This window comes from Bacillus sp. FJAT-49711 (genome assembly GCF_018343715.1).
GTDB lineage: Bacteria > Bacillota > Bacilli > Bacillales > Bacillaceae_C > Lederbergia.
The window spans coordinates 644,886-660,967 of the sequence record NZ_JAGYPL010000001.1; the positions used below are offsets into that span (position 1 = coordinate 644,886).

At 36.6% G+C, this 16,082-nt stretch carries 15 protein-coding genes and 1 other RNA gene; 13 read left to right on the forward strand and 3 right to left on the reverse strand.

From position 1 onward, the window contains the following. The first annotated feature begins 194 nt into the window (after positions 1-194). The 5 genes from KHA96_RS03275 (at position 195) to nth (ending at position 4,724) form a co-directional block, all read left to right on the forward strand. Positions 195-671, forward strand: a complete 477-nt coding sequence (locus tag KHA96_RS03275; RefSeq protein ID WP_213127855.1) for a cell wall elongation regulator TseB-like domain-containing protein — start codon at positions 195-197, stop codon at positions 669-671. Between the two features lie 17 nt (positions 672-688). Further along, positions 689-1,897 (forward strand): pyridoxal phosphate-dependent aminotransferase, encoded by a 1,209-nt coding sequence (locus KHA96_RS03280; protein WP_249315242.1) that lies wholly within the window; start codon positions 689-691, stop codon positions 1,895-1,897. 53 nt (positions 1,898-1,950) lie between these two features. Further along, on the forward strand, positions 1,951-3,243 hold the full coding sequence (gene asnS / locus KHA96_RS03285; RefSeq protein ID WP_213127856.1) for an asparagine--tRNA ligase: 1,293 nt from the start codon (positions 1,951-1,953) through the stop codon (positions 3,241-3,243). Positions 3,244-3,362: 119 nt separating this feature from the next. Further along, entirely contained in the window at positions 3,363-4,058 is a 696-nt protein-coding gene (locus KHA96_RS03290; protein WP_213127857.1) for a DnaD domain-containing protein, read from the forward strand. Between the two features lie 18 nt (positions 4,059-4,076). Beyond that, on the forward strand, positions 4,077-4,724 hold the full coding sequence (nth, locus tag KHA96_RS03295) for an endonuclease III (RefSeq protein ID WP_213127858.1): 648 nt from the start codon (positions 4,077-4,079) through the stop codon (positions 4,722-4,724). 50 nt (positions 4,725-4,774) lie between these two features. Here nth and KHA96_RS03300 read toward each other — a convergent pair whose 3' ends face one another. Together KHA96_RS03300 and recU are read right to left on the reverse strand one after the other, a co-directional pair. Next, the gene (locus KHA96_RS03300; protein WP_213127859.1) at positions 4,775-7,420 is read right to left on the reverse strand and encodes a PBP1A family penicillin-binding protein; all 2,646 of its coding nucleotides are present in this window, start codon (positions 7,418-7,420) and stop codon (positions 4,775-4,777) included. Between the two features lie 33 nt (positions 7,421-7,453). Next, positions 7,454-8,062, reverse strand: coding sequence for a Holliday junction resolvase RecU (recU, locus tag KHA96_RS03305; RefSeq protein ID WP_213127860.1), 609 nt, complete (start codon positions 8,060-8,062; stop codon positions 7,454-7,456). Between the two features lie 448 nt (positions 8,063-8,510). On the opposite strand from recU, the gene KHA96_RS03310 reads away from it, so the two are divergent. The 3 genes from KHA96_RS03310 (at position 8,511) to KHA96_RS03320 (ending at position 9,751) form a co-directional block, all read left to right on the forward strand. After that, the gene (locus tag KHA96_RS03310) at positions 8,511-8,729 is read left to right on the forward strand and encodes a hypothetical protein (protein ID WP_213127861.1); all 219 of its coding nucleotides are present in this window, start codon (positions 8,511-8,513) and stop codon (positions 8,727-8,729) included. A gap of 106 nt (positions 8,730-8,835) precedes the next feature. After that, on the forward strand, positions 8,836-9,198 hold the full coding sequence (locus KHA96_RS03315; RefSeq protein WP_249315245.1) for a YppE family protein: 363 nt from the start codon (positions 8,836-8,838) through the stop codon (positions 9,196-9,198). 64 nt (positions 9,199-9,262) lie between these two features. Next, entirely contained in the window at positions 9,263-9,751 is a 489-nt protein-coding gene (locus KHA96_RS03320; protein ID WP_213127862.1) for a YppG family protein, read from the forward strand. Positions 9,752-10,080: 329 nt separating this feature from the next. Here the strand turns inward: KHA96_RS03320 and KHA96_RS03325 are convergent, their stop codons facing one another. Next, on the reverse strand, positions 10,081-10,554 hold the full coding sequence (locus tag KHA96_RS03325; protein ID WP_213127863.1) for an Hsp20/alpha crystallin family protein: 474 nt from the start codon (positions 10,552-10,554) through the stop codon (positions 10,081-10,083). 148 nt (positions 10,555-10,702) lie between these two features. Here KHA96_RS03325 and KHA96_RS03330 point away from each other — a divergent pair, with 148 nt between their 5' ends. From KHA96_RS03330 to rnpB, 5 genes are all read left to right on the forward strand, one after another. After that, on the forward strand, positions 10,703-12,967 hold the full coding sequence (locus KHA96_RS03330) for a DEAD/DEAH box helicase (protein ID WP_213128663.1): 2,265 nt from the start codon (positions 10,703-10,705) through the stop codon (positions 12,965-12,967). A gap of 19 nt (positions 12,968-12,986) precedes the next feature. After that, positions 12,987-14,204 carry a ribonuclease H-like domain-containing protein gene (locus KHA96_RS03335; protein ID WP_213127864.1) on the forward strand — a complete coding sequence of 406 codons (1,218 nt, stop codon included), beginning with the start codon at positions 12,987-12,989 and terminating at the stop codon, positions 14,202-14,204. A 234-nt stretch (positions 14,205-14,438) separates the two neighbouring features. Then, the gene (locus KHA96_RS23220; RefSeq protein ID WP_213127865.1) at positions 14,439-14,786 is read left to right on the forward strand and encodes a CotD family spore coat protein; all 348 of its coding nucleotides are present in this window, start codon (positions 14,439-14,441) and stop codon (positions 14,784-14,786) included. Positions 14,787-15,254: 468 nt separating this feature from the next. Beyond that, positions 15,255-15,554 (forward strand): cell division regulator GpsB, encoded by a 300-nt coding sequence (gene gpsB / locus KHA96_RS03345; RefSeq protein WP_213127866.1) that lies wholly within the window; start codon positions 15,255-15,257, stop codon positions 15,552-15,554. A gap of 83 nt (positions 15,555-15,637) precedes the next feature. Further along, positions 15,638-16,033: RNase P RNA component class B (gene rnpB / locus KHA96_RS03350), an RNA gene on the forward strand. The last annotated feature ends 49 nt before the right edge of the window (positions 16,034-16,082 follow it).

Genomic DNA, 16,082 nt, shown 5'->3' on the forward strand with positions numbered 1-16,082 from the left:
GCTAATATTAATTATTTTTTAGAAACGTACGCACTATTTCATCTTTTAGCCTAATATTTTCTGATACAATGATGAATATATGCGTGTATCAGTAGTATTACCTATATATGTGATGCTATGATGTCAATTATTGCTTGCATCGTAATGACAAGATACGGATGTTCTTTATATCCATAAAACATAAGGTGGTTCCAATGAAAAAGTGGACTTTGATTTTATTGCCATTCATCATATTAATTATTTTTGGGTCTTTATATGTATATAAAAAAGCTAGAGAGCCCCTTTTGAGTGCAGAACAATATGCTGAAAATAGGGCAAAGGCTGAAGCTGAATTAGTAAGTAATGATAAATTTTTTGTATATCATGGAACAAAGACTTATTATGTAATTATGGGCGATAATCAAGAAGGAATTGAAACAATCGTTTGGATTCCTGAAAAAAAAGACGAAGATATCATCATAAAAAAAGCTTCCGAAGGCATTTCGGAAAACGAAGCTGTATCGAAATTGGTTAATGAAGAAAAGCCCAAAAAAATTCTTGGAACAAGATTAGGAATGGAAAAGAATTTACCTGTTTGGGAACTTTCCTATTTAGACCAAAATTCTAAATTAAATTATTATTATATTCATTTCGACACAGGTAAATGGTGGCGGAAAATTGAAAACTTATAAAAGAAAGAGGAATAAACATGAACATTAATTTAGCACATCGCGTTGATGCTCTCACCCCATCTTCAACCTTGGCCATTACAGCCAAAGCTAAAGAGTTGAAATCACAAGGACTTGATATTATTGGACTAGGTGCCGGTGAGCCGGATTTTAACACGCCTGAGAATATTATTGAAGCAGCTTATCAATCCATGAAGGAAGGGGCAACAAAATATACACCAGCAGCCGGATTGCCTGAGTTAAAAAAAGCGGTCATTAATAAACTTAAACGGGACCAAGATCTTTTATATAAGCCTTCAGAAATCATTATTGGAAATGGAGCGAAGCATGTTTTATATACCCTTTTCCAAGTTATTTTAAATGATGGAGATGAAGTCATTATTCCAACACCTTATTGGGTAAGCTATCCGGAACATGTAAAGCTGGCTGGAGGCGTTCCCGTATATGTTGAAGGAAAGGAAGAAAATGATTTTAAAATTTCTCCTGATCAATTAAAAACTGCGATTACAAATAAAACAAAAGCGATTATCATCAATTCACCGAGCAATCCAACTGGAATGATTTATTCACAAGAAGAACTTGCTGCTCTTGGTGAGTTATGTATCGAACATAATGTACTAATAGTTTCTGATGAAATTTATGAGAAATTAGTTTATGGGGAAAACAACCATGTATCTATTGCTCAAATTTCTCCGCAATTAAAAGATATTACATTGATTATTAATGGTGTTTCAAAATCCCACTCCATGACTGGATGGAGAATCGGATATGCAGCTGGAAATGAAAAAATTGTTGCTGCGATGGCGGACCTGGCAAGTCACTCAACATCTAATCCGACAACTACATCACAATATGGTGCTCTCGAGGCATATAACGGCCCGCAAACGGCTGTAGAACAAATGAGACAGGCTTTTGAAGAAAGATTAAATATTATATATGATAAATTAATTTCTATCCCAGGCGTTGAATGCAAAAAGCCGCAAGGAGCTTTCTATTTATATCCAAATGTAAAAGAAGCGGCGCATATTGCAGGATATAAAGATGTAGATCAGTTAGTGGAAATGCTGCTTGAAGAAGCCCTTGTTGCCGTTATTCCAGGGTCAAGTTTTGGTTCACCTGATAATATTCGTATTTCTTATGCAACATCACTAGAGGCTTTGGAAGAAGCAGTTAGCCGCATACATTCTTTTATCGAGAAAAAAGGGAAGGCGGCAAGTCATATAGTATAATTTAAATTTATAAGAAGCATCAGGATATGAATCGTTTCGAAAGGAATGTTAATGTGAAAACAACAATATCAGAAGTTCATAAATTTGTAGGCCAAGAAGTGACAATCGGAGCTTGGCTAGCCAATAAACGATCCAGTGGAAAAATTGCCTTTCTTCAATTAAGGGATGGTTCTGGCTTTATTCAAGGAGTAGTTGTAAAAAGTGATGTGAGTGAAGAGACATTTCAAAAAGCAAAAACAATCTCTCAAGAGTCTTCACTTTATATTACAGGTACAATTCAAGAAGATACTCGTTCACCTTTCGGGTATGAACTGTTAGTTTCAAATATTGAAGTGATTCAAGAAGCGGTTGATTATCCAATTACACCGAAAGAACATGGTACTGAATTTTTAATGGATCATCGTCATTTATGGCTTAGATCACGTAAGCAGCATGCAGTAATGAAAATTAGAAATGAAGTGATTCGTGCTACTTATGAATTTTTTAATCAAAATGGCTTCGTTAAAGTGGATCCGCCAATTTTAACTGGAAGTGCACCTGAAGGAACAACAGAACTATTTAAAACGAAATATTTTGATGAAGATGCCTTTCTATCCCAAAGCGGACAGCTGTATATGGAAGCTGCAGCAATGGCCTTGGGAAAAGTATTTTCTTTCGGGCCTACGTTCAGAGCGGAAAAATCTAAAACACGTAGACATTTAATAGAATTTTGGATGATTGAGCCGGAAATGGCCTTTTATGAATTTGAGGATAGTTTGAAGGTTCAGGAAGAATATGTAGCCTATATTGTCCAATCTGTTTTAAAAAATTGCCCGTTAGAATTGGAAAGATTGGGAAGAGACAAAACGAAATTAGAAACTATACGTGCGCCATTCCCAAGGATTACGTATGATGATGCTATTACGTTCTTGCATGAAAAAGGTTTTAATGATATTAAGTGGGGAGACGATTTCGGCGCCCCTCATGAAACAGCTATTGCTGATCATTTTGATAAGCCAGTGTTTATCACACATTATCCTACCATAATAAAACCTTTTTATATGCAACCAGCTCCAGACAGGGATGATGTTGTTTTATGTGCGGATATGATTGCTCCAGAAGGTTATGGCGAAATCATTGGAGGTTCTGAACGTATTCACGATTTCGAACTCATGAAACAGAGAATAGAAGAACATCAATTGCCAATTGAAGCATACGAATGGTACTTAGATCTTTCAAGATACGGTTCTGTACCCCATTCAGGGTTTGGACTTGGCTTAGAACGAACAGTAGCATGGATTTCAGGTGTTGAACACGTGAGGGAGACCATCCCATTCCCGCGCTTGTTGAATCGTTTATATCCATAAATTTATGAAGACTGTCCCATATAATTGTCCAATGCATCTGGGTAATTATGGGACAGCTTTTATTTTTAAAATTTATACTGCAGAACATGATATAATCGAGGTAAGTGAGGTGCGTTAACATGGATAAAGATTTGATGGTTTCTTGGATTGAGGCTGGTATGATTCAAGTTCCATATTTATTAATGAGTAAATATCGTGAGATTGGCCTTGATGAGAAAGAATTGGTCGTTTTACTGCATATTATATCATTTATGGAAAAGGGGAATGAATTCCCAACACCAGAACAAATCGCTGAAAGAATGACAATTACAGGCAGTGAATGTACTTCCATTTTAAGAAGACTTGTACAGATGGAAATAATCAAAATAGAAAAAGACTTTTCTGATGATGAAGTTAGGTTTGAAAGATATTCATTATCCTTACTCTGGATTAAATTAGCAGACCTCTTAATTACAGAAAAAAAACAATTAGCTCTAGAAACTGTTTTTCAAGAAGAAAAGGATATCTATTCTACTTTCGAGCAGGAATTTGGTAGGCCACTTTCTCCTTTGGAATGTGAATCACTTGCGATGTGGATAGATCAGGATGGACAAGACCCTATTATAATAAAAGCCGCATTACGAGAAGCCGTCATGTCTGGCACAGTGAATTTCAGGTACATAGATAGAATTTTATTTGAATGGAAAAAGAATGGAATTACAACAATCGAACAAGCGAAGGTTCATAGCTTAAAGTACAGGCAAAAGTCTAGACAACCAAATAAACAAAGTAAAAGCTCGAACACTGTACCTTTTTATAACTGGCTTGAGCAATAAGCCAAGTAGGTGAGAATAATGCTAAATAAACAACAAATACGATTTTGTTTGGATGAAATGGGGAAAATGTTTCCAGAGGCTCATTGTGAGTTAGTTCATTCAAACCCTTTTGAACTTGTCATAGCGGTCGCTCTATCGGCGCAATGCACTGACGCTTTAGTAAATAGAGTGACAGAAGGCTTGTTTAAAAAATATAAAACACCGGAAGACTATCTAGCTGTTTCCTTAAATGAACTTGAAACTGATATAAGGTCAATTGGTTTATTTCGAAACAAAGCTAAAAATATTCAAAAGCTGTGTAAAATGCTTATTGATGATTATGATGGAAAAGTACCGGAAGATTATAATGAATTAATCAAGCTGCCGGGAGTTGGCAGGAAAACGGCCAACGTCGTAGTGTCTGTCGCATTTGGTGTACCTGCTATTGCCGTTGATACCCATGTTGAAAGAGTGAGTAAACGATTAGCCTTTTGTCGCTGGAAAGATAGTGTTTTAGAAGTAGAAAAAACACTAATGAAGAAAATTCCAAAAGAGGAATGGTCGGTTACTCATCATCGAATGATATTTTTTGGACGATATCATTGTAAAGCTCAAAACCCGCAATGCCCCATTTGCCCACTGTTAGAAGTGTGCAGGGAAGGGAAGAAGAGGGTAAAAGTAAAATAATTTAAAGAACTAGGCGCCTCATGAAGGCGCCTAGTTCTTTTTTAATATTTTTAATCAGCATTATCCCCGTCTGCAGGTTCGGCAGGTTCAACTGGTTTCTCATCTCCAGGGGGGGCTTCTTCATTACCTGGCTTTTCAGGCTTCTTTTTCCCTTCAGAGTCAGATTCGTCTTCCCCTTGCCCTGGATTATTGCCGTTGTTGCCATTATTATCTTTGTCTTTATCTTTATCCTTGTCTTTATCCTTGTCTTTATCTTTGTCTTTGTCCTTGTCTTTCTCATCGCTTTCATCATCTTGATTCATATCAGGTGGAACAACTTCTTCTTCTTTTGGTACAGTCACACTTGCTGTGCCAGCGTTACTATTTTGGTTATCCGCTATAGCCTTAACTTCAATTGAATACGTGACGCCAGGCTCAGCATTTTGAATTGTAAAACTTTGTTCACTCACAATTCCGAGTGACTGCTTTTTACCATTAGATGATTTAACCGTTACATCAAATTTTAGCTTTTTATCTTTTGTTTCGGGATGTTCCCATGTGAAGCTAACTGCATTTTCAGATTCACTATATTCTCCTTTGACAGAAGGAGCATCAAGTTTATCAAAAACATTAGAAACTTCTTTAGGCTCCTTACCTGCCACGAATAATTCATATATAATATTACCATTTGGTGTATATTTACTTGGCTTCTTAGCTGGATTTGAACCTTTTTCAACGGCTGCTTTCACAACGCTTTTTGGCATCGCGAAATCTGGTGTATCTATTTCCGCCGAAATATGAGTCATTAAATTTCTGTAAAGCTCTTTTGCGATTTGCTGATCATTTGTTCCTGCACGCAAAGGGATGCTTCGTTTCTCATAACCAGTCCAGACAGCGATTGTATAATTCGTCGTATAACCGGCGAACCAAGCATCTGGGACATCACCTTTGTTTAGTCCATATTTTTGTATATCATCAGAAGTATAGTTTGTTGTACCTGTTTTCGCTGCAGCAGGGAGCCCAGGGATAATTGCACTTTTTCCTGTAGATCCTTGCTTATAAGAAACAACATCTTTCAGCATATCTGTCACCATATATGCGGTTGAATCTTTCATTGCAAGCTGAGGTTTAATTTTATTCGTAATTTCTGTTTCTTCATCACGTAAAATGATTTTTTTAACCGTGTACGGCTTATTATACATGCCATTATTGCCAAATGTGGCATAGGCACCCGCTAATTTGAGAGGAGAAACATTTTCAACACCGCCGATTGCAGCTGATTCAAAAAATGTTTTTTCATCAAAATCCAAACCAACATTAGCTGCAAATTCTCTTGAATGCTCTAATCCAACTTCTTGTAAGGCTTTTAGTGCTGGAATATTTCTAGAGCGATATAATGCTTCACGGATGGACATTCGACCGAGAAAACCTTGGTCATAGTTATTAATTGATTCTCCAGTTGAATATTTATAAGGTTCATCTACAACTTGCTCATACGTAGACCAGTTTAAGTATTCAATGGCTGGGCCATAATCTACGATTGGTTTTATCGTTGAACCTGGTTGTCGGTCTGTTAACTGTGTGGCAAAATTACGACCACGCTTTATATCCTTATATCTATTCCCACCAATGGCTCGAATTTCACCTGTTTCAGTGTCCAAAAGGACGAGCCCAGCTTGCATTTTCTCATCTGGGAATTGGACAATATCGTCTGTGTAAAGCATTTTTTCCGTATATTCCTGAGCATCAGGATCGAGCGTTGTATAAATTTTCAAGCCATCTGCATATACGTTATAATCTCCCATTTCCTCTACTTCTCGAATGACCTGATCAACGAAGGAATCATATTTATAAGGGTTGGCCTTATTTTTTTCTTCTGGAATCAATGTTTTAACAACAGGAATTTTTTTCGCTTTTTCCATTTCTTCTTTACTTATTTTTCCGTGTTGATACATGAGAGAGAGCACAAGGTTTTTTCTTTTTTCGGCTATTTCAGGATGTTTGTATGGGTCATAAGCATTTGGCCTTTGCGGAACTCCCGCTAAAAAAGCCCTCTCTTGAAGCTCTAATTCATTAAGTTCCTTATTGAAGTAAAATTTCGAAGCTGTTTCAATTCCATGAATTCCATTTCCGTAATAGATCTTATTTACATACATTTCAAATATCTGTTCTTTTGAATAATTTTGTTCAAGTTTAATGGAGAGCCAAGCCTCCTGCGCCTTTCTTTTCAACTTTTTCTCATCTGATAAATATGTTAATTTGACGATTTGCTGAGTGATGGTTGAGGCGCCTTCAGCCCCAAATCCACGAGTGACGTTTGCAAGAACAGCTCCTGCAAGTCTGCGTAAGTCAATTCCGCCGTGTTTATAGAATCGCACATCTTCAGTTGCTAATACGGCGTCTTCTACTTTTTTGGGGATATTTCCATATTCTACATAATCCCTTTTTTCAGTTCCTAGGACGGCGAATACATCACCGTTTTTGTCTAAAACTTCTGATGCAATTGGGTCGATTAATAGTACCTTATCAAGCGGTGGAGCATCCTTAGCATAAATGGCAAAGGTGGTGCCACCTGCAATTAGTACAGCGACTCCAATGAGAAAACATGTCAAAAATATAGATTTTATTATCTTTGTTGATTTCTTTTTAGTTTTTTGTTTTTTGGCAGGAGACTGCTGTCTTCTGCGCTCTACACGTGTATTATAATTATCTGCCATAAGCAGTATTCCTCACTTTCTAGATAGACATGATTATATAAGTAATAAATGCTGAATTACTTTTAAATAATCGATTCTTGGATGTAAGCCATATTCAATGGGGTGTCCATAACTTAAAATTTCCTCTTTCTTGATTGATTTTCTGCCGCCGCTCTCCATACGCCTCCAAAATGAGAATAAGTCCTTGCTTTCTAATAAAAATAATTCATCAGTTTTAACGAAACGCAAAATTACGAAAGAAATTCCTTTATGATTTACCACATTTTTCATATGGTTAATCTGATGTTCGTGAAAATTACTAAGTGGAAACGACGTATTGCTTTGTGTTTCCTTTGCTTCAAAGTCAATATATTTACCTTTATATACGCCATTATAATCAGTAGTTGAAGCCTGCCGGAAATATGCTTCTTTTATAACAGCTGTACTTCGAGACTTATAGTCTACTTGAACAATTTGTATCGGAGTTGGTTTTTTATGAATGACAGCTATTCCTTTAGATAAATAGTATAAATTAGTTTCGTTTAACTCATCTTCGAGCGTCATCCCTCTTTTACCATAAGTGATCATTTTCTCCGGTTTATTTCTTATTTGGGGAGTGGGCTCACTCTTGTATTTTCTTCCATTAGGGTAATGAAACTCCATCGACCTACACCTCACTTGCTAAATTATAACATAGTAGCGAAAAATGCCTGTAATATGAATAAAAGTTGGGATAAAAGCCATTCTTATAAATAGCGGAAACACACTGATGCCCGACTATGATTATCGCTATAACATTATTTGACGAAATAAGGTGCATCTTTGTTTCACTTTTTAAGAAAAATTTATGAGTAGGAGATTATTAATATGGAAAACAAAAAAGGGCAAAGAAAAGAAAATAAGAAATATAATCCAAAAAAAGCTGGTGAAGGTAATCCAAAATTATCCGGGCCAAATAGGCCTTCTACTTAAAAAACTGTCGAACTGAATGAAGAATATTCCGGTATCCCCACTTTGTTTAGCGAATCTCTTCTAGTTTTGTCAGTCATGAAGGAAGTTAAAAACGAATATCGAAAATAATAGAAAAGGGAAGTGAATGGAGGCTGACAAAATGACTAAAGAAGAATTGATTGAAAGACTTGAGTCCATTAGCTCTCATATAGATCATCTAGAAAAAATGGTTGAACAAAAGTCTGCACAAAACAGGCATTTAATGGTTCAAACTATGAAATTACGTGAACAACAGCTAGAACATTCGATTAGGAAATTAGAAATATCCTTCGAAGAAAAAAGTTGTGTTCCAGCAACGACTCTTAGTGAAGCCATTTAAGTTTTGTGTCTAAGCTTGAAAATATAATGAAAAGGCATTAAAATTAAGGAAATTCTGGAAGCAGCTTTCATGCTGCTTTTTTGTATGTAAGGGGTGCCTTTATATTATGCAAATCAATGAATTACGAATTCTAACAGAAAAACTCCTCCAGTTCAACGAGGATGCACATAAAAGTTTTCTCCATTGCAGAGAAACGGGTGAAAAAGGAGATTTTTATAAAGAAGTTAAACCATTTGCTGATAAGATGAGAGATCATTGTGAGCAATGGGAATCTGCTGCAATGGAATGGGTAAGAAATAATAAACCAAAAAATCTTCACCCGATGCAATTGAAAAATACAGCAGAAAATTTACAAATGGTTTCGGTAAGAGCATTTTTTCCAGATACAAGTTTGAAAAGATTTAATAGTCATATACAATCAAATGATTTTATTTTAAGGCGAATGTTAGAAAGTCTTGGAGCCTCTTAATGACACATTTTACTTTCGCTGGGCATATTGTATAGTACCTTAAATAATTCAGGGGGCTTGCTTTATGCTGCATCAATATCGCAATGTTCATATGCCACCAGGTATGCCAATGAGACCGCCTTTTCAACATCCTAATTCTCAAATTCCTTATCCTTATGGTATGTATCCCACTCAGTATCCAAATATGCAGGGGATTCCACAAATGCCTTATATGAACGGGATGCAGTATCCATATCCATATACACATATGGATCAAGTGGGGTACCAACAAGGAAGCGAAAATCAAGCGAACCATTTATTTCAGAACCCTTTGCAGCCCGAAGATGGATATTTTTATGAAAAATATTCAAATCAGCAAAATTATCCTAATCCCTATCCTAAACCACCTCAATTACCTAAAGTTCAAAGTGGAAACTCAGTTTTAAATTCCTTCAAAACACAAACGGGTTCTCTAGATATTAATAAAATGGTTAACACTGCCGGCCAAGTAGTAAACGCAATTAATCAAGTATCTAATATGGCAAAAGGTCTCGGAGGAATTTTCAAAGTGTAAAGTAAATGAAAGAAAGGAATCGTATAATAGCGATTCCTTTTCATTTTTTAAAATGTAAAGAAAGTATAAAGCTTTATACGATCCGTGTTTAAAACAAGTCTTTCATTATCTAGCTTCAGGCGCTCAGCGACTAGCAAACTTTCAGCTTCTTCCTACGATAAGTCAACAACAGGTGAAATTTGAAGTGCCAATTTCACTAGCTCGTTTTGTCTAGCTCCAGGCTCTAGCCCCTCGAGGTCAAATAACCTGAGTCAATAAAAGTCAAAGACCGATCTTTTTTGACTTAGAACATTTGCTTGTCGGGGCTGATCAGGCGCATTGCGCTTTTCTTAGTCAATATTTACTTTCTTTCCTTTTTTCTTTGGAATTGTGACTGTCAGAACGCCGTCTTCATAATTTGCTAATACTTTACTTTGATCAATTGGTTTCGAAAATGGGATCGTGCGTGATGATTGTTTCCAAGACTCTCTTTGCTGAAAAACGGTGTTCGTTTTATCTTCCTTTGTTAACGTTTCTCGGTGACTGACTGTAATGGTAATATATTGTGGAAGTATTTCAATATTGATTTGGTCTTTTTTTGTCCCAGGGAGCTGTGCTTGGACAATATATTCTTTTTCATTTTCTTTTAGTTCAGTGACAAACCCACCACCAAACGGTTTCGAATGTAAAAAAAATTCATCCATATTTTGTAGGAAATTTTTATCAGGACGTTCCGAAAAAAGCCTGTTCATATTATTCATCAATTGGGCGAATGGCTCGAATAAAGGGTGTTCATCCTTTTTGGGCGGTCGATTTTCCGGCATTGTAAGCACCTCCTTTTTAATTTATCTTATTGTATGAAAAGGAAAAACAAAGAGTTCTTTTCATTAATATTAATCTGCTAAACTACTAGGAAAACGAACGCTTATTCGGTAAGATAATAGGGAAGAGGTGATAGGTTTGAACTGGAAGATGAATTTTCATGATATCTTGACAGAGTTAAAAACGAATCCTGCGTTTAAAAATAATATAGTTAGCTGGCACACATTAGAAGAAGAAGCGGCAAAAACGATTCCATTCCCTTCTGAATTACATCCTGAACTAGTACAGTCTTTACATAGTAAAGGCATTAAGGAATTATATACCCATCAACAAGAGGCATTTCTGATGGCAATGGCTCGAAGGAGCATTACAGCTGTTACACCAACCGCATCCGGAAAAACGCTCTGTTATAATTTGCCGGTTCTTCAAACGATATTACAAGATCCCTCCGCTCGAGCATTGTATATTTTCCCGACAAAAGCACTTGCACAAGATCAAAAAAGTGAAATAAATGAAGTAATTGATGCTGCGGGGCTGCCGATAAATAGCTATACGTACGATGGGGATACCCCTGCAAATATTCGCCAAAAGGTGAGAAAAGCAGGGAATATCGTAATTACAAACCCAGATATGCTTCATTCAGCCATCTTGCCTCATCATACAAAGTGGGTCTCATTATTTGAGAATTTAAAGTTTGTTATTTTAGATGAGCTCCATATTTATCGAGGAGTGTTTGGAAGCCATGTAGGGAATGTCATTCGCAGGTTAAAGAGGATTTGTCGATTTTATGGATCTAATCCAGTTTTTATTTGTACATCTGCGACCATTGCCAACCCGAAAGAACTAGGTGAAAAGTTAACTGGTGAACAAATGCTCTTAATAGACAATAATGGAGCGCCTCGGGGGAAAAAGCATTTTATTTTTTATAATCCTCCGATCGTTAATCAACAGTTGAATATTCGCAAAAGTGCTACTTTGGAAGTGCGTAAATTAGCTAGAGAGTTTTTAAAAAATAAAATTCAAACAATCATATTTGCAAGAAGTCGTGTGAGAGTAGAAATTATTCTTACATATTTGCAAGGTTTGGTAAATAATCAGCTTGGTCCTAAGTCTATTAGAGGTTATCGAGGGGGTTATTTGCCAACTCAGAGAAGAGAAATCGAAAAAGGATTAAGGAATGGAGATATATATGGTGTTGTAAGCACCAATGCTCTTGAACTCGGAGTCGATATTGGCCAACTTCAAGTTTGTATTATGACTGGGTATCCTGGAACGATTGCAAGTGCTTGGCAACAAGCAGGCAGAGCAGGGAGAAGAAGAGCGGAATCGTTAGTGATTATGGTTGCAAGTTCTGCACCGCTTGACCAATATATCATTGAAAACCCGAATTATTTCTTTCATCAAACACCAGAAACCGCACGTATTAATCCTGATAATCTCATTATTCTAGTAGATCATTTAAAATGTGCAGCTTACGAATTGCCTTTTGAAGAAGGAGAGCATTTTGGCGACCTAGAAGTTGAAGAAATATTGGATTTTTTAACGGAAGAAAGAGTTTTGCATAAAAATGGGGTTAAATGGTACTGGATGAATGACTCTTTTCCAGCACATAATATCAGCTTACGTTCGGCATCGCAAGAAAATGTTGTCATCATTGATCAAACAGATCGTTCAAATGTAAAAGTAATTGGAGAAATGGATACATTTAGTGCGATGACACTTTTGCATGATGAGGCTATTTATTTGCATCAAGGAATTCAATACCAAGTCGAATTTCTCGATTGGGATGAAAAAAAAGCATATGTAGCGGAAGTAGAAATCGATTATTATACCGATGCCAATTTAGCGGTCCAGCTAAAAGTATTGGAAGAAGATAAAAGAAAAGAGACGGTAGATGCTGAGATTGCCTTTGGGGACGTTTCAGTTAATGCGATGGCAACTATTTTTAAAAAGATTAAGTTTGAAACACATGAAAATATCGGCTCTGGTCCAATCCATCTGCCAGAAATGGAATTACATACAAATGCGGCTTGGATTTCTTTGCATAATGAATTGAATGAGATCGGTATGGAGGATCTTGAATATGGATTGGTTGGCTGTGCTCACGCTTTAAAAGCTATTATTCCTTTATTTGCTATGTGTGATCCAGCGGATATTCATACTGTGCCACAAGTTAAGGCAACTCATAATAATAAACCGACAATCTTTATTTATGACCAATATCCCGGAGGTATTGGAATTAGTGATAAAGTTTATGAAATGATGCCAAGTATTATTGAAGAGGCTAAGAATCTAGTTAACGGTTGCCCATGTCTGGACGGATGTCCTTCTTGTATTGGTACGGATATTTCCACTATCCGAACGAAAAAGATTACCGTGAAACTGCTCGAGGTTATGCTTTGTGCATCACGATAAAATAAGGAGATGATAATGAATGTCTCTGAAAAATAAACTGAATCGTTTTAAGGCACATATGAATATTAGTGAACATGAGAAAGAAGATAGCTCTCCAATAGAACAAATATCTATATTGCCGGATTCGGAAGAATGGTTAAAAGCGGGAGCCTCTCCTTATTTTCATGACAACCAATTTTGTTATATTAAGGAGATTCGCTATCCTCTTGATTATCAACATGGAAATTACCGTTTAAAGGATTTTCTAGCTGCGTTTTCTTTGTGGGAGGATTTTTCTGGTCGGCACCCATTATCGGTTAAAGGAATGTCACCTTCTGATTTATTTTTCTTCGATACTGAAACGACGGGATTATACGGTGGAGTGGGAAATTCAATCTTTTTACTCGGTTATGCTCGTTTTGTAGGTGATGAATTTGTTTTAAGACAGCATTTTTTACCGGAACCGGGCTTTGAAGTAGCTCTTTATAAAAGTTTTCTTGAGAATGTTGACTATACAACACTTGTAACGTATAACGGAAAAGCTTTTGATTGGCCGCAAGTTAAAACTCAGCATACACTTGTGCGTCAACATGTTCCTAACCTTCCCGCTTTTGGACATTTTGATTTATATCATGCTTCTAGAAGACTATGGAAAAATAAACTGGAATCCGTAAAACTTGCTAGAGTTGAAGAAGAAATATTAGGCGTAAAGCGTATTAATGATATACCCGGCTATCTTGCTCCGATGATTTATTTTGATTATGTGGAGAGGAAAAATCCAGAAGGTATACTAGAGGTCCTGAAGCATAATGAAATTGATATCCTTTCATTGATCACTTTATACACTCATTTAACATACCAAATTCAAGGGGTTGACCCTAAACAAACTCCTACTGAAAAAATGCTTATTGCCAAATGGTATCAATATATTGGAGAACGAGACCTTGCTGCTGACACATTCGAAGTTGCAGCAGATGAAGGTGACTATTTCGCTAAGCACGAGCTTGCATTTTATTTAAAAAGAGCTGGGAAATATGATGATGCTAGGGAAATTTGGTTAGAAGTCATTACTCACGGGGAGGATTCGATTAAAAAGGACGCATATATTGAGTTGGCAAAGCTAATGGAGCATCAATATAAAGACTATATTCAAGCCCTTGAATTTACGAGGGCAGCAATGGAATTGCATTTTATTAAAGATGATCGTTTTGCCAAAAATGCTAATAAAAGATTGGCAAGGCTTTTAGGCAGGAAATAAACTGAGAAATAATTTAGCCATCATTTCCCGGGCAAGCGCAGTATTCGACTGAAAACATCGTATTTCATAGATTTTTACACATTTCGCATAAAATTAGTCGGAACTTGGATCTGATTTTCCGAATTTTACTGAAAGAGTTTTACGAAATATAGGTATTATGATTAGTACATGTGTCAGTCCTTTCTCATAGGCTGTAAGTGTAAAGTGATATATAAAAAGAAAGGAGCATTCAGCATGTTTAATCCATGTAACACAAAGGTCTGCCCACCTATTGTTCATCCAACTAAATGTTGCGTCAACCATACTGTATCGAATGTTATTGTACCAGAAATCCATCCATCCCATACGACAACAGTTAATCATGAGAACATTATTCACGAGCATTATTTCCCGCACACAACATCATTTGTCAACCAAGTTAATAATGAGAACGTCGTAATGCCAGGACCAGGACCGGGCTTTGGGCCAGGAATGGGACCAGGAATGGGTCCGGGAATGGGACCAGGATTCGGAGCAGGACCAGGATTTGGTGGAGGACCAGGACCAGGATTTGGCCCGGGAATGGGACCAGGATTTTATTAAAAAGTTCATTTAAACGAGGATAAGATAGAGTATCCTCGTTTTTTTTTGAGATTAAAACCTAATTAAGAATATTTCTGCATGGTGAATCTAGAGGAAAACGTGATAACAACATAGTATGAAAGAAAAAATGATGAATACATAATAAATAGCAATGGTCAAAAATGATCTAGATGGACATGTTTTTTGGATCAAACTTGCGTCACGATTAAGTCAGAAAGGCGCTGGAACCATTGCCGCTATTGGACTTTCATCACAATTTAGTCTGAATCATAACGGATTTATGGCTACTTTTGAATTAGCATCTCAATAGAGTCCAAATCACAATAAAACTAACATCAAAATATAATATAGCCACTAGTTTTTGAAACTTCTTTGAAACTTCTCAAAAATTACTTGCAAAATTGACAAAAACATTTTATTTTGAAAGAATGATGATAATGTAGTGTGAATTTTAAGGTGGTGTTTCGGATGTTAGCGGAAAGATTAAAACTGACTGCAAAGGAAATTTTAGAAAAAGAATTTAAAACAGGTGTACGAGGGTATAAACAAGAGGACGTTGATAAATTTTTAGACTTAATTATTAAAGATTATGAAACTATGCATCAATTAATGGATGAACTTCAGCAGGAAAATCTACGTTTGAAAAAACAAATGGAAGATCAATCTCGTAGGCAACCTGTGCAGCCTGCAGGGACGACTAATTTTGATATATTAAAACGTCTCTCTAACTTGGAAAGGCATGTATTTGGCAGTAAGCTTGATGAGTAATTAATTCTACCATTAAATACCGCTTGCATATTAGTAGGATAAATAATAAAATTAATAGTCGGTAAGAAAATGTAAAATCAATAACATTCAGGTAATCGCTGCTGATTCAGCAGAGGAAAGTCCATGCTCGCACGGTGCTGAGATGCCCGTAGTGATCGTGCCTGGTGAAACAATAAGCCAGGGCAGTCTGGATTTAGTCTAGATTGACGGCGGGGAAAGTGCCTAAGTCATTTTTGTATGATATGGTGCAAATACCCTTAAAGTGCCACAGTGACGTAGCTTTGTTGGAAACAACAAAGGTGGAACGCGGTAAACCCCACGAGCGAGAAACTCAAATTTTGGTAGAGGCACTCTTTCTGAGGAACTGAACAAGGAAAGAGGCAGGAAATAATTTTCCTGCAGATAGATGATTACCGCCTGAGTACGAGGCTTCCCTATAGCCGTTTGCAGTACGATGGTACAGAACATGGCTTATAAGAATGTTATTATAGGTTTGAATCCAACGAAATGAGGCTTTCCGAAAAGTAC

What these genes read in the sequence shown, in the direction of transcription:
- nth (WP_213127858.1), top strand. Translation starts at nt 4,077, where the DNA reads ATGCTAAATAAACAACAAATACGATTTTGTTTGGATGAAATGGGGAAA.
- KHA96_RS03310 (WP_213127861.1), top strand. Translation starts at nt 8,511, where the DNA reads ATGACTAAAGAAGAATTGATTGAAAGACTTGAGTCCATTAGCTCTCAT.
- KHA96_RS03290 (WP_213127857.1), top strand. Translation starts at nt 3,363, where the DNA reads ATGGATAAAGATTTGATGGTTTCTTGGATTGAGGCTGGTATGATTCAA.
- KHA96_RS03275 (WP_213127855.1), top strand. Translation starts at nt 195, where the DNA reads ATGAAAAAGTGGACTTTGATTTTATTGCCATTCATCATATTAATTATT.
- KHA96_RS23220 (WP_213127865.1), top strand. Translation starts at nt 14,439, where the DNA reads ATGTTTAATCCATGTAACACAAAGGTCTGCCCACCTATTGTTCATCCA.
- KHA96_RS03330 (WP_213128663.1), top strand. Translation starts at nt 10,703, where the DNA reads ATGAATTTTCATGATATCTTGACAGAGTTAAAAACGAATCCTGCGTTT.
- KHA96_RS03280 (WP_249315242.1), top strand. Translation starts at nt 689, where the DNA reads ATGAACATTAATTTAGCACATCGCGTTGATGCTCTCACCCCATCTTCA.
- KHA96_RS03300 (WP_213127859.1), bottom strand. Translation starts at nt 7,420, where the DNA reads ATGGCAGATAATTATAATACACGTGTAGAGCGCAGAAGACAGCAGTCT.
- recU (WP_213127860.1), bottom strand. Translation starts at nt 8,062, where the DNA reads ATGGAGTTTCATTACCCTAATGGAAGAAAATACAAGAGTGAGCCCACT.
- KHA96_RS03315 (WP_249315245.1), top strand. Translation starts at nt 8,836, where the DNA reads ATGCAAATCAATGAATTACGAATTCTAACAGAAAAACTCCTCCAGTTC.
- gpsB (WP_213127866.1), top strand. Translation starts at nt 15,255, where the DNA reads ATGTTAGCGGAAAGATTAAAACTGACTGCAAAGGAAATTTTAGAAAAA.
- KHA96_RS03320 (WP_213127862.1), top strand. Translation starts at nt 9,263, where the DNA reads ATGCTGCATCAATATCGCAATGTTCATATGCCACCAGGTATGCCAATG.
- KHA96_RS03335 (WP_213127864.1), top strand. Translation starts at nt 12,987, where the DNA reads ATGTCTCTGAAAAATAAACTGAATCGTTTTAAGGCACATATGAATATT.
- KHA96_RS03325 (WP_213127863.1), bottom strand. Translation starts at nt 10,554, where the DNA reads ATGCCGGAAAATCGACCGCCCAAAAAGGATGAACACCCTTTATTCGAG.